Genomic DNA, 13,500 nt, shown 5'->3' on the forward strand with positions numbered 1-13,500 from the left:
GTCGATGAAGATGATGTACGGCTCGCCGGTCGCGAGGCGGGTTTCGACCAGCTTCTGGAACAAGGCGCGCGCATCGACGGTGCCGCGCACGGTGTTGTCCTTGGGGCTGCGCAAATCGAACTCGCGGCCGTCGCGCACGCACTCCATGAACTCGTCGGTGACGAGCACGCCGTGGTGGAGGTTCAGGGCCTTGCGGTTGAAGTCGCCGCTGGGCTTGCGGATCTCGAGGAACTCCTCGATCTCGGGGTGCGAGATGTCGAGGTAGCAGGCGGCCGAACCGCGCCGCAGCGAGCCCTGCGAAATCGCCAGGGTGAGGCTGTCCATGACGCGCACGAACGGGATGATCCCGCTGGTCTTGCCGTTCAAACCGACCGGCTCGCCGATGCCGCGCACCGCGCCCCAATACGTGCCGATGCCGCCGCCCTTGGAGGCCAGCCAGACGTTCTCGTTCCATGTCCCGACGATGCCGTCGAGGCTGTCGTCGACGCTGTTCAAATAGCAACTGATCGGCAGCCCGCGGCCGGTGCCGCCGTTGCTCAGCACCGGGGTCGCCGGCATGAACCACAGCTTCGAGATATAGTCGTAGATGCGCTGGGCGTGGGCCTGGTCGTCGGCGTAGGCCGAGGCGACGCGCGCGAACAGATCCTGGTAATTCTCGCCGGGCAGCAGATAGCGGTCGCGCAGCGTGTCCTTGCCGAATTCGGTCAGCAAGGCGTCGCGCGTCTCATCGGTGACGACGGCGAACGCGCGGGTGTCGACGGTCTTGCTGGTGCGCGCGGCGGGGGTGCCGACATCGTCGCTGGTGACTTCGGTGTGGGTAGAAAAATCCATCGCGCTTCCCCGTCCTTGCGGCGCCTCGACGCGCGCCTCTTGTTCACTCAATGTTCGACTCGGAGCCATGCCGGCATCCTAGTCCCTTTTGCCGCGCGCCGGGGTCTTTTCTCGGCCCCGTCCCCGATATCCACAGGGCACAAGGCAGCGCCTCGCCGGAATATGGGTATTCCGCCGCGAAACACTAGGTATTGAGAGTTCCCCCTCTCGCGCTACCACCCATAGTGCCTGAACCGTGGTGAGACGCAAGCAGGTAAATGCGAATTAACGCAAAAATCCTGTGGATCGGCGCAATTGCCACAGACGCGCCGGGGGCTAGTTGCGCAGCAACTCCAGCGTGCGCCTCAATGCGGCTTCCTCGGCGGCGCGGTAGGAGCTGTGGCCGCGCGGCGGGTCGTCGTCGAGGCCGGTGACAAAATACGCGCCGCCGGTGCCGCTCGCGCGGTCGATCCATAATCCCGAGCGCAGTCCGTAGGCATCGCCGGCATGTCCAGCTCGAGCGACACCGTCGCCGGCCGGATCGTCGGCGCACCCGGCGCGGCGCACCGGCCAGTGCTGGATGGCGAGCCCGTAGCTGCAGTAGAAGCCGTGGTCGGTGTCGCCGTTGCGCCCGTCGTAGACCCACGCCGGGGCGAGCATCGCCTCGACCGATTGCGGCGACAGGACTCGCACCCCGTCGAGCGTCCCGCCATTGAGCAGCATCCGTCCGACCCGGGCCAGCCCGCGCGCCGAAATGCGCAAGCCGCCTTGCGGTGAAAACAGCGCCCCGTTGACCCCCGGCCGCCACGTGCCGGGGATGTCGCACGCGCTGCCTTCGGGGGCGAACACCGGGCACTCGGGGCGCTTGCCCTTGAGGTCGTCGCGCACGACTTCGCCAGCTTGCGTCAGCACCACCGCGCGCGCCACCGCGGCGTCGCTGCACCACGGCCAGTTGAAGCAGGCGTCGAGGCCGAGCGGCACCAGCACGTCGCGCCGCATCACCCCGTCGAAGCGCTCCTGTGTGACGATCTCGATCAGCGACGCGACGATCGGGAAGTTGAGGTTGCTGTACTTGAAGTAACCGGTGCCCGGCGCGTGCGCAGCATCCCACGATGTCGGCGCCGCCATCACCGCCCGGAGCGACCCGCCGAGCGGTATGGCATATTGGTCGTCATGGTCGCGCACCGAGCTGGTGTGGCTGAGCAGCATGCGCAGCGAGATCGCGCGCTCGGGGAACGCCGGGTTGCGCAAGCGCCAGCCGAGTTTTTCGGAAACATCGGCGTCGAGATCGAGCTTGCCCGCCTCGACCAGCTTCATCACCGCCACCGCGACCAGCACCTTGCTGATCGACGCGATCCGCACCGGATCGTCGGGGGTCACGACGCGTCCGGCCGCGGGGTCGGCGAGGCCAATCGCATAAGCGCCGCGCTCGCCCGCGCGGTCGAACGCCACCCCGACCTCGGCGACCGGCGGCGCGGGCGGTGGCGGCGGTGGCACCGTCGCGCACCCGGCGAGGAGCAGCAGCAATGGGAGCAGCCGCGTCACCGCCGCGCGCTCAGCCCCCCGCCCCCTGGCGGGCGATGTTGAAGGCGGCGAGCTTGTGCCCGTCGGGGTCGCGGAAATAGCCGAAATAGTAACCGAACTTGGGGTCGCCGCGGTAGCCCGGCGGCCCTTCGTCGGTGGCGCCCAGCTCGAGCGCCTTGGCATAGAACGCATCGACCTTGTCCGGCGTGTCCATCACCAGCGCGACCATGTTGCCGTTGCCGCAGTCGGGCGGCTGCTTGTCGTACGGCCGCGTCACGACCAGCGCCGGGCGGTCCATCGACGTGCCGTACATGGTGAAGCCGCCGTCTTCGTCGGCGAACTGCATCAGGCGCTTGGCGCCGATCGTGCCGAGCAGCGCATCGTAGAACGAGCGCGCGCGCTCGAGGTCGTCGGTGCCGAGCGTGACATAGCCGATCATGCTGTTCCCCCTGGGTTGAAGCGCCGCGTCAGGCTTTCTTGGCGTCGCACGCGCCGATCCGCTTGGCGTCGACGCGCATCTTCATGGTCATCCCCTCGACCGGCCCGCCGGCGCCGTCCATCTTGGTCGCCATGCGCATCTGGTAGCGCTCGGGCGAGTAGGTGCCGGCCATCTCCATCACCTGGTTCATGCCGCCCTGGGCGCAGCGCATCTTGGCGTCGATCTTGCCGTTGCCCATGGTGAAATGGTCGTAGCGGCACTGGTTGCTGCCAGCGAAAAAATCCTCCTTGGGGCGCTTGGCCTCTTCCTCGGTCAGGCAGCTCTCATAGGTCTTGCCCTGGCCCGCGCCGGTGGCGTTTTTCATCCGCTCGGCCATCTCGGGCGGCATGCCTGGCGCGGTGACTTCTTCCATGGTCACCGTCGACGACCATTTGCCGGCGCGGATGAAATTGGTCCCGGCGCCAGCGTCGGCGACCTTGTCGGCGACCTCCTCGACCGAGGCGTTGGTGGCGCTGACCTCGGGATCGCTGTCGCAGGCGGCGAGCGGAATGGCGCAAGCAAGCAGGGCGGCGAAGGCGGTGTGGTTCATTGGTCGGATCTCCCCAGCAGGCGGCGCCACCATATGCGCTTGGGCGGGCGATTCAATCGGCGCGTGTGGCGGCGCGCGGGCCAAGCAGGATCAGGCGGCGGCGCGGGTAATCGAGGATGAAGCCCGGCCACGATTTGAACGCGTAGCTGCCAACGAAGCCGACCGCGTCGCCGCGCGCGAAATAGCCGACCGGCGGCTGGACCAGCAGCCGCGGCCCGGCGACCTCGACCCCGCCGATCGTGAACTTGTTGGCATTGACCACCGCGATCTTCATCTCGCCGCCGGTGCCCGACGCGGTGAACTCGGTGTAGGGCGTCAGCTTGGGATCGGCCGCCAGCAATCTTTCGTAGAACGGGCGGGTGATGTTGACGAAGGTGCGCGGCCCGTCGCCGATCGCCGCGCCGGTGTCGATGCGCAGCTTGGCCGGCACGCCCTCGATCCGCGCCGCGACGCGCGGGATGCCGTTGTCGAGCTCAAACGGGACGATCGTCGCGCCGGCCAGCGGGGCCAGCCGTGCAGCGTTGACAGCGAACGCGATCCGCCCGCCGGCCATGTCGAACAGCACGGCCTGGTCCTGCAGCGCGTCGAAACCGAGGATTCCGGCGATCGCCTGTCCCGCGGGCGCGAGCGAGCCCGACAGGTCGCTGACCGTCGGCTTGAGATTACGCACCTCAAGCGCCCCGGCGCGCAGCCGTTTGATCCGCGCCTGGCGCACCGCGATGGTGCCCGCCGTTCCCTCGACCGTGCTGGTGCCGGGGACGATCAGGCCCAGCTTGAGCGCGACATCGTCGTCGAGCGCCGAGCGGTTGGCGCCGCTGTCGACGAGGAACCAGTAGGGTCCCGTGCCCTCGATGCTGCCCTGGACGAAGCCGACCGAGCTCCGCACCACGCTGGCCGGGGCGGGCGCCGGCGCGGGTGCGGCGGCAGTGAGGCCTGCCGTCCCCAGAACAGCAAAGGCGAGGCGGCCGAACATCACAAACCTCAGATTGTCGTGCACCGATATGTAGCGCCGCGCCGCGCTCTCCACCATATGGGGCGCATGCCGATTCAAATCCGCGCCTCCCTCGCCGAGCCCGACAGCGGCGAGGCCTTCGTTCCCCACCGCCCGGCGCGGCCTGACAAGGCCGAGGGCGGGAAGAAGTTCGTGCTCCAGTCCGACTACGAACCGGCGGGCGACCAACCGGCGGCGATCAAGGAGCTGACCGAGGCCGCACTGGCCGGCGAGCAGGACCAGGTGCTGCTGGGGGTCACCGGCAGCGGCAAGACTTTTACAATGGCCAAGGTGATCGAGACGCTGCAGCGCCCGGCGCTGGTGCTCGCCCCGAACAAGATCCTCGCCGCCCAATTGTACGGCGAGTTCGCCCGCCTGTTCCCCGATAACGCGGTCGAATATTTCGTCAGCTACTACGATTATTACCAGCCCGAGGCCTACGTCCCGCGCTCCGACACCTACATCGAGAAGGAAAGCTCGGTGAACGAGGCGATCGACCGCATGCGCCACTCGGCGACGCGGTCATTGCTCGAGCGCGACGACGTCATCATCGTCGCCTCGGTCTCGTGCCTCTACGGCATCGGCTCGGTCGAGACCTATTCGGCGATGATCTTTTCCCTGAAGAAAGGCGGTCGCGAGGACCAGCGCGAGATCATCCGCAAGCTCGTCGCGCTGCAATATCGCCGCAACGACCAGGCCTTCGCCCGCGGCAATTTCCGCGTCCGCGGCGACAATCTCGAGATCTTCCCGTCGCACTATGAGGACACCGCCTGGCGCATTTCTTTCTTTGGCGACGAGATCGAAGAGATCGTCGAGTTCGACCCGCTGACCGGCAAGAAGGTCGCGTCGCTCGATAGTGTCAAAGTCTACGCCAACTCGCACTATGTCACCCCGGGGCCGACTCTCAAGCAGGCGATGGAAGCGATCCGCCATGAACTGTCGGAGCGCCTCAAGGAGCTTGAGGCCGAGGGCAAATTGCTCGAGCTGCAGCGGCTCGAGCAGCGCACCAATTTCGATCTCGAGATGATCGCCGCCACCGGCAGCTGCGCCGGGATCGAGAATTATTCGCGCTTCCTCACCGGCCGCCTGCCCGGCGAGCCGCCGCCGACCCTGTTCGAATATCTCCCCGACAACGCCTTGCTGTTCGTCGACGAGAGCCACCAGACGGTGCCGCAAATCGGCGCGATGGCCAAGGGCGACCACCGCCGCAAGATCACGCTGGCCGAATACGGCTTCCGCCTGCCCTCATGCATCGACAACCGTCCTTTGCGCTTCAACGAATGGGACGCGATGCGCCCGCAGACTACCTTCGTCTCGGCCACCCCGGGCCCGTGGGAGATGGAGGCGACCGGCGGCGTGTTCTCGGAGCAGGTCATCCGCCCGACCGGGCTGATCGACCCGCCGGTCGAGATCAAGCCGGTCGAGGACCAGGTCGACGACCTCGTCCACGAGGCGAAGGAAACCGCGCGTAAAGGCTACCGCACCCTCGTTACCACGCTGACCAAGCGCATGGCCGAGGACCTTACGGAGTATCTCCACGAGGCGGGCCTTAAGGTCCGCTACATGCACTCGGACGTCGAGACGCTCGAGCGCATCGAGCTGATCCGCGAGCTCAGGCTCGGGGTCTACGACGTGCTGGTCGGCATCAATTTGCTGCGCGAGGGGCTCGACATTCCCGAGTGCGGGCTGGTCGCGATCCTCGACGCCGACAAGGAGGGCTTCCTGCGCTCGGAGACCTCGCTGATCCAGACCATCGGCCGCGCCGCGCGCAACATCGACGGCCGCGTCATCCTCTACTCCGACCGCGTCACCGGGAGCAAGGAGCGCGCCCTCAACGAGACCGACCGGCGGCGCGAGAAGCAGGTCGCGTACAACCTCGCGCACGGCATCACGCCCGAATCGATCAAGACCCGCATCAACGACATCATGAGTGACGTGACGATGCGCGACGGCGTGCTGGTCGAGACCGGCGACGACGAGCGCCCGCACCTCGTCGGGCACAATTTGAAAGCCTACATCGCCGACCTCGAGAAACGCATGCGCGCCGCCGCCGCGGATCTCGAATTCGAGGAAGCCGGCCGCCTCCGCGACGAAATCCGCCGCCTCGAGGAAGACGACCTCGGCATCCCCCACCCGCAAAGGGTAGCGCCGCGGCCAACCGGCAAGTCGAGCGAAGGCAGGCCGGGGACGCGCAAGGGGCGGTTCGGGAAGACGGGACGGACGCGGTTCGGCCGCTAACTCCCTACCGCAGCACCCCCCTCTGCTCCATCGCCCGCGCGTACAGGAACAGCGCCGCGGCGATCAGGATGATGACGTAGGGCATCACCTGGTACATCGGGTCCTCCGCACCGGCCAGCGGCGGTGCTCCCAGCGCCTGGTAACCGAGGCCGAGGATCGCGCCGAGCAGCGACGCTGCGAACGCCCATACCGCCCAGCGATGACGCATCAGCAGCAGCACCGAAGCCACCAGCCCGCCCCACACCCCGAGCCCCCAGCCGAACTGCGCCCACATGGGAAACGCGTCGATCCACGCCAGCACCGCGTTGGGGTCGACCGTCGGCATCATCCCGGCGAGATACTCGGTGTCGCGCATCCGCGTCTTCCAATAGTCGAAGCAGCCGAACCCGCTCCACAGCGTCGACAAGGCGCCGACGATCCACAGGTGAACCGGCACCTGTGCTGGCGTGACATCGTCCATGAAAAATCCCCCTCCGCGCCCGGCCCGCGCCGGGCAGCGAAGAGGAAACCGCGATTGCGGCGGCGTGTCAAATCCCGCCTGGGATTGAAGTGCCGCCGCCGCCGCCGCGTGGATTACATCCCGATGCGCAGACCGATCTGCGCCGAGATGTCGTCGCCGTCGTTGCGCCCGAACGTCGAGGACACCGTGGCGTCGAGGCTGGCGGTGCCGAACAGCGCCGCGCTGGCGCCGCCGGTGAGCCGCGCATAGGCCTTCTTCGAGCGGTCGCTAAGCCGCCAGCTGTTGACGATCGTCGGCGACGAATGCTGCGCGTAGAACGCGGTGTCGCCATTGCCCGACAGCGTCTTCTCCATCGCCGCCGCGACGAACGGGCGGAACGACAGCCCGCCGCTGTCGAAATCGCCGCGCGCCTCGAGCCCGAGGCTGCCGGTCAGTGCCTTGGACGACAGCTCGCCGACGTCGAGGCTGAGCGCGGGGTCGCCGCGCTCGCTGTAATCGTCGACCTTGGCCTTGGCGTAGTCGAGCGCCACCACCGGCCCCGCGCGCCAGCTGCCGAGCGGCATCAGATAGCCGGCCTTGGCGCCGGCAAGCCAATGGTTGCCGTCGGGCTTGGCCGACATGTCCTGGACCACGCCGTCGCGGTCGATCTTGTGCTTGTCGTGGCCATAGCCCGCGTAGCCCTGGACGAACGCGCCGGCGATCGCGTAGCCGGCGAACGCGCCCAGCTGCAGGCTGGTGGTGCGGGTGTCGGCGCTGCCGCCGATGAAGCGCAGCTCGGGCTTGGACAGATTGGCGGCGAGGCCGACCACCGCATTGCCCATGCCGTAGCGCAACCCGGCGGTGGCGCCGACGCTGTCATAATCGAATGCGTCGGTCGAACGGGTCTGCTCGCCGTCGCGGCTGGCCATGTCGCCGGCGACGAAGAACTGCAGCCCGTCGGCCGTGTCGCCGTCGCGCGGTGCCGAGGTGTCGAGGCGGCTCGACAGCGTGCGGCCGAACTGGCGCGCGGTCTCGAGGCCCAGTTCGCTCGACCCTTGAAGAGTCAACGGCGCGGTCAACTGGGTCTGGATGTAGCGCGCCACCACGGCGAAGCCGGCCGAAGTCAAATGGATCCCGTCGACGTACAGCAGATACTGGTTGGCGAACGCCGGGTTGGTCACGCATTGCGTCGCCTCCGCCACCGGGCACGCGCCGGTGCTGGCAAAGCCGTAGGCGGCGGGGTTGGCGACGATCTGGTCGCGGACCAGCGTCAGGTCGAGGTAGTGGACGGTGACGCCATTGGCGGCATAGCCGGCCAGGGTCGACTGGATCGCGGCGTTGAACGTGGTCGAATAGGCATTGCGCACCGCGGCCGCCGCGGCGGGGTCGGGCTCGAGCGCCAGCTCGGGCAGGAACGAGGTGTTTCCGGCGAGGAAGCTGATGGTCTCGGCCCCGGCGCCGACCAGCGCGTTGAGCCCGGCCGTCGCCTGCGCGGCCGAAGCAACCGCCGCGGCCGGCACGCCGGCCAGCGTGCCGCCGTTCTGCTGGTACAGCCGCGCGTCGTTGCCGCCGATCGAGACGGTCACCAGGTCGTCCGCATCGAAGCTGCCGGACACGGTCGGGAAGGCGCCGCCGCCGCCGCCCGCCAGGAACGCGCCATATTCGGTGGGGAAGCCGAGCACGCCCGGCCCGGCAACGGTGTTGTTGTTGCTGGTCAGTGCGCCGCCGATCGCGAAATTGTCGACCGGCACGCCAAGCAGCAGCGACAGCGTGTCGATATAATTGGTCCCGCCGGAAAAGCGGCAGGTGCTGTACACCGCCGGGCACGGCTGGCCGATCAGCGCGAACAGATTGTCCTGGTCGGCATAGCTGTCGCCGAACGCGACGATATGGTCGACGCGCTGGGCGGCGGCCGGGGTTGCCAGTGAAGCAAGTGCAATGGCCGAGGCGCCGATCAGGGCGCGGCCGGGCAGGCGGCGATAAAGCATCTAAAATCCCTCCCGCGGCCGCGGGACGAGCGGCCGCCTCGCCCTGCTATGGGTTGCCAACGGCCGTTATGACAAGCGGTTAACGCCCGCGCCGCGCCGCTTCGCCACGGCCCTGCTGCGCTGGGGCAACAGTCGCGAGCGGCCATCGCTCGCGTGAATTGTCGGCGAACCGTGGCCGCCGAGCGCCGGGGTGATTATATTAACGGCCAATGCTTTACCATTCCGCAGCGGTTCACCTTACACATTGATAAGGGCCGCATGACAAAGGGTGCCATGACCTACCGCTTGCTGATTTCCGCCGCCGTCGCGCTCGGGCTCGCCGCCTCGGCCGGGGCCGCCGCGTGGCAATCCCAGCCGATCGAGCCGATCGCCATCCCGCCGTCGGTCGATCAGGGCGTCGACATGCTCTACGTCGACCGCGAGCTCAACGCCGACATCCGTCTGCGCAACCAGGAAATGGAGCAGAACGCGTTCGGCAATTACGGCGGCGTCCCGTTCGACCTGCTCGAGACGGTCAACCCGATGTTCACCGACCTGCGCCGCGGGCTGGTGCGCTACCGCATGGAGTGGGGCGGGCTGCCGCAATTCGCGATCCCCGCCGGCCCCGCGCTCAAGGCGGGCGCCGAGGGCGAGCGCGTGGCGATGCTGCGCGAGCGGCTCGGGCTCGGCTACGGCACCCGCTTCGACGCGCCCCTGGCAGCGCGCGTCACGCGCTACCAGCAGGTCCACGGGCTCAAGCCCGACGGCATCGTCGGCAATGCCATGATCGCGTCGTTGAACCTCGGCGCCGAGCATTACGAGCGGGTGCTGATGATCAACATGGAGCGCGCCCGGCGCTTGCCTGCCCCGGGCGAGGCGCGGCGCTACATCATCGTCGATTCCGGCTCTGCGCGGCTGTACATGTTCGAGAACGACCGCATGGTCGACACCATGCGCGCGGTGGTCGGCACGGCCGAGACCGAAACCCCGATGATGGCGGCGCTGATGCGCTTCGCCAGCGTCAATCCTTATTGGAACGTGCCGCCCGAGCTCAACAGCAAGATCGTCGCCCCCAACGTGCTCAAGCAAGGCCTCGGCTATCTCACCGAGCGCAAATATGAGGCGTTCGCCGGGTGGAGCGAAAAAGCCCCGCAGCTCGATCCCGCCAAGATCGACTGGCAGGGGGTCAAGGACGGCACCGTCGAGGTCCGCCTGCGCCGCCGCCCGGGACCCGGCAATTCGATGGGCGACATCAAGTTCATGATGCCCAACGATTTCGGCATCTACCTCCACGACACCCACGACAAAACGGTGTTCCAGAAGGACGATCGCTGGATCAGCAACGGCTGCGTGCGGGTCGAGGACGCGCACCGCTTGGCCACCTGGTTGTTCGGCGCGATGCCGGTCGGGCGCGATCCTGACGTCGAGGAGCGCGTCGACCTGCCCGAGCCGGTGCCGGTGTTCATGACCTATCTCACCGCCGCCGCGACGCGCGACGGGGTGGTGTTCCGCGCCGACCCCTACAACCGCGATCCCGCGGTGCTCGCCCGCTACTTCGGCGAGGCGGCGCAAATGGCGCAGGTGGTCGAGCAGTAAGTCCGCTGCTCTAGGCGATCGTTTTCAGCGCCTCGTAGCAGTCGGCGTCGATCGCCCCGCCAATTTCGGCCTCGATGATCGCCAGCGCCGCTTCGCGCTCCATTGCGCCGCGATACGGGCGGTCGGCGGTCAGCGCATCGTAAAAGTCGCAAATCGTGATGATCCGCGTCTCGCGCCCGATCTGGTGCGCGTCGAGCCCGAGCGGATAACCGCGCCCGTCGAGCCGCTCGTGGTGCGCCGCGGCAACCGGCGCGAGGTCGCTGAGCACCCCGATCCGTCCCAGAATATGCTGGGTGTGCGCGGCATGGTCGCGCATCTGCGCCCACTCCGCCTCGTCCAGCTTGGCTGGCTTGTCGAGGATCGCATTGGACACCCCCAGTTTGCCGATGTCGTGGAGCAGCGCCGCGCGGTGCAGCCAGCGCCGGCGCGGCGGAGCCACGCCCATCGCCGCGCCGATCCGCGCCGCGAAGTCGGCGACCCGCTCGCTGTGGCCGGCGGTGTACGGGCTCTTGGCGTCGATCACCGCTCCGAACGCGGCGGCGATCGCGTCGAGATAATCGTCGTCGACCGGCTGCACGGTCTCGGCCGGGGCGAGCGTCACCAGCAGCGCGTCGAGCGCCGATGACTTGAGCCCGGCCCACAAAGAATCCTTCGCCGCGACAGTTTCGAACGCGGTGACCAGCGCGGGGTCGAACCACGTCCCCGAACGCCGCCGCACCTCGCCCAGCGCGGCATCGCGCCCGGCGTGGGCATGGAACACGTCGGCGACCTGGGCGAGCAGGGCGATCCGCGCGAACAACGGGATCGCGTCGCCGCGCAATTTCCCCGGCCGCCCCGAGCCGTCCCAATGCTCGTCGAGGCGGTAGATGCCGTCGCACACCGAGTCCGAAAAGCGCAGGCTGCGCGCGATGTCGGCGCCGCGCGTGCAGCGGGTCAGGATTAGTTCGTCGGCGATCGCCTCGCCGTTCTTGAAGATATTGCCGATCGCCGCCGCGCGCCGCCCGAACGGCGCTCCGCGCGCGGTTTTCGAAACGACGAAATGGAGGGTCGCGGCAAGGCTCGTCCCGACCGTCTTGTAGCCCTGCTTGAAGGCGCGGTCGTCGGCCTCGTACAAAGCGCAGATCCGCGCCGCGTTGCTCGAGCAGCCGAGATCCTTGAGCAGCAAGGTGTAATACAGGTCGTGAAGCTCGCGCGGCGCAAGCCCGAGCGCTCGGCCGATGTGGCTGCCGATCCAGCACGCCCGCACGCAGTGGCCCGCCGGCTGGCCCTCGGTGAGGTCGAGCGCATAGCTGAACGCGCCGACCAGCTCGGCCAGCGAGACAGTGGCGCGCGCATCGGCGGCAAGGATCGGCTGGTACTGCATCGGCGCGGTCGCGCCTTTATCGCCGTTTGGCGTTAACGATTTGACTAGCGCAGCGACGCGCCGTGATGGAGCGGAGGAACAGACGGCTCGCCGGCGCCATTCGGCACGGCGAGCCACCCAGTCCGCGCGGCCTCGCAGTCAGTGCTTAGAAAATGATGCGATAGCTGCCGTCGTCCTGGCGCTCGCAACTGCCGCCATTGATGTCGTCGGCCTGCTGCTCGGTATATTCGTCGGGGTCCTTACGCACTTCATTCTGCTCCTGGACCAGCGCGCTCTGGCACTGGCCAAAGTTGCGGTAGCCCTCGGGCGGGGTGGGGTTATGCGCGGCCATTGCGGCGGTTGCCGCGCCGCCCGCAAGCAGCATTCCAAGGATCAGTCTTTTCACGAAGTCTTCCTTTCGTCCCGAGGGTTCGGTCATCCGCAGCCGGCGCCTTCATGCGCGTCGGCGCGGCGATCGAAAGCGCGTTGTTGACGCGCCACATCAAGATACGTTGGCAAATGCCGTGCGGATGCACGGCGCGGCCGCGCTAGCCGCGCTCCAATTCCCGCTTGAGCGTGGCCAGCCGCGCCGTCGCGCCCGCCGCGTGGGGCCCGATCCAGCGCTCGTGGATGGCGTGGATCGGCAGCGGGTCGAGGTGGTTCCAACGCTCCCGCCCGCGCCGCTCGGCGATCACCAGCCCGGCCTCCTCCAGCACTTTCAAATGCTGCATCACGGTGCACCGGTCGAGCTCGGGGAAATGCGCGACCAACGTCCCGGTGGTCAGCGGCTGGTCCTTCAGATCGTCGAGCATCTGGCGCCGCACCGCCGAGCCCAGCGCCTTGAAGATGCGGTCGTGCTCGGCAGCAATTGACATGTTACATAAGTATAACATAAACAGCCGCGACTCAAGCGGAGAATTCGCCATGGACTTGAAATTCCGGGTCGCGGCGCGGATCGCAAAACCGGTCCACGAGGTTTTCGAGGCGGTCGCCGACCCCGCCCAGCTGTCGCATTACTTCACCACCGGCGGGGCCAAGGGCCGGCTCGAAACCGGCGCCACGGTGAGCTGGGATTTTCACGATTTCCCCGGCGCGTTCGACGTCGACGTGGTCGAGGTCGTGCCCAATGAAAAGATCGTGCTGCTGTGGGCCGCCGGCGACGGCGAGCCGCCCAATCTCGAGGGCGTCGAGTATAAGCTCGCCGACTATAAGACCCGCGTCACGATGACCTTCAAGGCCCTCGACGACGGCCGCACGATGGTCGAGATCGCCGAGGAAGGGTGGCGCGAAACCGAGGCCGCGCTCAAGGCGAGCTACGGCAATTGCCAGGGCTGGACGCAGATGCAGTGCGCGCTCAAAGCGTGGCTCGAGCACGGCATCAACCTGCGCGAGGGGATGTTCAAATAGATCGGAGCAGCAGCGCGACTCCCGCGGCGACAAGCGCGATCCCCGTCGCGCGCTGGAACAGGCGGCCCGGGATCAGTTTCTCGGTCAGCACCAGCATGCCGAGCGCCGCCACCCACAGCAAGTTCATCACGCCGCCGACGAACAGCAACAGCATCAGC

Annotated in this window: 14 protein-coding genes; 3 read left to right on the forward strand and 11 right to left on the reverse strand. The window is 67.7% G+C overall.

The annotated features are described in order from the left end of the window. The 5 genes from RMP08_RS08810 to RMP08_RS08830 form a co-directional block, all read right to left on the reverse strand. On the reverse strand, window positions 1-831 hold an 831-nt coding region (locus tag RMP08_RS08810), incomplete at its 3' end, for a ribonucleotide reductase N-terminal alpha domain-containing protein (RefSeq protein ID WP_310468622.1). Between the two features lie 315 nt (window positions 832-1,146). Beyond that, window positions 1,147-2,355: a serine hydrolase domain-containing protein gene (locus RMP08_RS08815; protein ID WP_310468623.1), complete on the reverse strand. Its 1,209-nt coding sequence runs from the start codon at window positions 2,353-2,355 to the stop codon at window positions 1,147-1,149. A gap of 10 nt (window positions 2,356-2,365) precedes the next feature. Next, on the reverse strand, window positions 2,366-2,773 hold the full coding sequence (locus RMP08_RS08820; RefSeq protein ID WP_310468624.1) for a VOC family protein: 408 nt from the start codon (window positions 2,771-2,773) through the stop codon (window positions 2,366-2,368). Window positions 2,774-2,801: 28 nt separating this feature from the next. Beyond that, on the reverse strand, window positions 2,802-3,362 hold the full coding sequence (locus tag RMP08_RS08825) for a DUF3617 domain-containing protein (RefSeq protein WP_310468625.1): 561 nt from the start codon (window positions 3,360-3,362) through the stop codon (window positions 2,802-2,804). A gap of 52 nt (window positions 3,363-3,414) precedes the next feature. Further along, complete coding sequence (locus tag RMP08_RS08830; RefSeq protein ID WP_310468626.1) at window positions 3,415-4,392, reverse strand: retroviral-like aspartic protease family protein; 978 nt, start codon at window positions 4,390-4,392, stop codon at window positions 3,415-3,417. Between the two features lie 9 nt (window positions 4,393-4,401). Here RMP08_RS08830 and uvrB point away from each other — a divergent pair, with 9 nt between their 5' ends. Beyond that, window positions 4,402-6,591: an excinuclease ABC subunit UvrB gene (gene uvrB / locus RMP08_RS08835; protein ID WP_310468627.1), complete on the forward strand. Its 2,190-nt coding sequence runs from the start codon at window positions 4,402-4,404 to the stop codon at window positions 6,589-6,591. Window positions 6,592-6,595: 4 nt separating this feature from the next. On the opposite strand, the gene RMP08_RS08840 is transcribed toward uvrB, so the two are convergent. Beyond that, window positions 6,596-7,051 carry a hypothetical protein gene (locus RMP08_RS08840; RefSeq protein ID WP_310468628.1) on the reverse strand — a complete coding sequence of 152 codons (456 nt, stop codon included), beginning with the start codon at window positions 7,049-7,051 and terminating at the stop codon, window positions 6,596-6,598. Between the two features lie 113 nt (window positions 7,052-7,164). Next, window positions 7,165-9,018 (reverse strand): autotransporter domain-containing protein, encoded by a 1,854-nt coding sequence (locus RMP08_RS08845; protein WP_310468629.1) that lies wholly within the window; start codon window positions 9,016-9,018, stop codon window positions 7,165-7,167. Window positions 9,019-9,276: 258 nt separating this feature from the next. Between RMP08_RS08845 and RMP08_RS08850 the strand changes: the two genes are divergently transcribed. After that, window positions 9,277-10,593 carry a L,D-transpeptidase family protein gene (locus tag RMP08_RS08850; protein ID WP_310468630.1) on the forward strand — a complete coding sequence of 439 codons (1,317 nt, stop codon included), beginning with the start codon at window positions 9,277-9,279 and terminating at the stop codon, window positions 10,591-10,593. Window positions 10,594-10,603: 10 nt separating this feature from the next. On the opposite strand, the gene RMP08_RS08855 is transcribed toward RMP08_RS08850, so the two are convergent. From RMP08_RS08855 to RMP08_RS08865, 3 genes are all read right to left on the reverse strand, one after another. Continuing rightward, on the reverse strand, window positions 10,604-11,956 hold the full coding sequence (locus tag RMP08_RS08855; RefSeq protein ID WP_310468631.1) for an HD-GYP domain-containing protein: 1,353 nt from the start codon (window positions 11,954-11,956) through the stop codon (window positions 10,604-10,606). A 145-nt stretch (window positions 11,957-12,101) separates the two neighbouring features. Further along, window positions 12,102-12,341, reverse strand: coding sequence for a hypothetical protein (locus RMP08_RS08860; RefSeq protein WP_310468632.1), 240 nt, complete (start codon window positions 12,339-12,341; stop codon window positions 12,102-12,104). Window positions 12,342-12,483: 142 nt separating this feature from the next. After that, on the reverse strand, window positions 12,484-12,810 hold the full coding sequence (locus RMP08_RS08865; protein WP_310468633.1) for a helix-turn-helix domain-containing protein: 327 nt from the start codon (window positions 12,808-12,810) through the stop codon (window positions 12,484-12,486). 49 nt (window positions 12,811-12,859) lie between these two features. Between RMP08_RS08865 and RMP08_RS08870 the strand changes: the two genes are divergently transcribed. After that, window positions 12,860-13,342: an SRPBCC family protein gene (locus tag RMP08_RS08870; RefSeq protein ID WP_310468634.1), complete on the forward strand. Its 483-nt coding sequence runs from the start codon at window positions 12,860-12,862 to the stop codon at window positions 13,340-13,342. Here RMP08_RS08870 and RMP08_RS08875 read toward each other — a convergent pair. Continuing rightward, window positions 13,335-13,496: a DUF2182 domain-containing protein gene (locus RMP08_RS08875; protein WP_310468635.1), complete on the reverse strand. Its 162-nt coding sequence runs from the start codon at window positions 13,494-13,496 to the stop codon at window positions 13,335-13,337. The two genes, RMP08_RS08870 and RMP08_RS08875, sit on opposite strands and share 8 nt — an antisense overlap. Window positions 13,497-13,500 lie beyond the last annotated feature (4 nt).

The sequence above is a fragment of the Sphingomonas sp. genome (assembly GCF_031426035.1).
GTDB lineage: Bacteria > Pseudomonadota > Alphaproteobacteria > Sphingomonadales > Sphingomonadaceae > Sphingomicrobium.

Coding starts and splice junctions, on each gene's coding strand:
- RMP08_RS08840 (WP_310468628.1), bottom strand. CDS start 7,051: ATGGACGATGTCACGCCAGCACAGGTGCCGGTTCACCTGTGGATCGTC.
- RMP08_RS08820 (WP_310468624.1), bottom strand. CDS start 2,773: ATGATCGGCTATGTCACGCTCGGCACCGACGACCTCGAGCGCGCGCGC.
- RMP08_RS08845 (WP_310468629.1), bottom strand. CDS start 9,018: ATGCTTTATCGCCGCCTGCCCGGCCGCGCCCTGATCGGCGCCTCGGCC.
- RMP08_RS08830 (WP_310468626.1), bottom strand. CDS start 4,392: ATGGTGGAGAGCGCGGCGCGGCGCTACATATCGGTGCACGACAATCTG.
- RMP08_RS08870 (WP_310468634.1), top strand. CDS start 12,860: ATGGACTTGAAATTCCGGGTCGCGGCGCGGATCGCAAAACCGGTCCAC.
- RMP08_RS08825 (WP_310468625.1), bottom strand. CDS start 3,362: ATGAACCACACCGCCTTCGCCGCCCTGCTTGCTTGCGCCATTCCGCTC.
- RMP08_RS08850 (WP_310468630.1), top strand. CDS start 9,277: ATGACAAAGGGTGCCATGACCTACCGCTTGCTGATTTCCGCCGCCGTC.
- RMP08_RS08865 (WP_310468633.1), bottom strand. CDS start 12,810: ATGTCAATTGCTGCCGAGCACGACCGCATCTTCAAGGCGCTGGGCTCG.
- RMP08_RS08855 (WP_310468631.1), bottom strand. CDS start 11,956: ATGCAGTACCAGCCGATCCTTGCCGCCGATGCGCGCGCCACTGTCTCG.
- uvrB (WP_310468627.1), top strand. CDS start 4,402: ATGCCGATTCAAATCCGCGCCTCCCTCGCCGAGCCCGACAGCGGCGAG.
- RMP08_RS08875 (WP_310468635.1), bottom strand. CDS start 13,496: ATGCTGTTGCTGTTCGTCGGCGGCGTGATGAACTTGCTGTGGGTGGCG.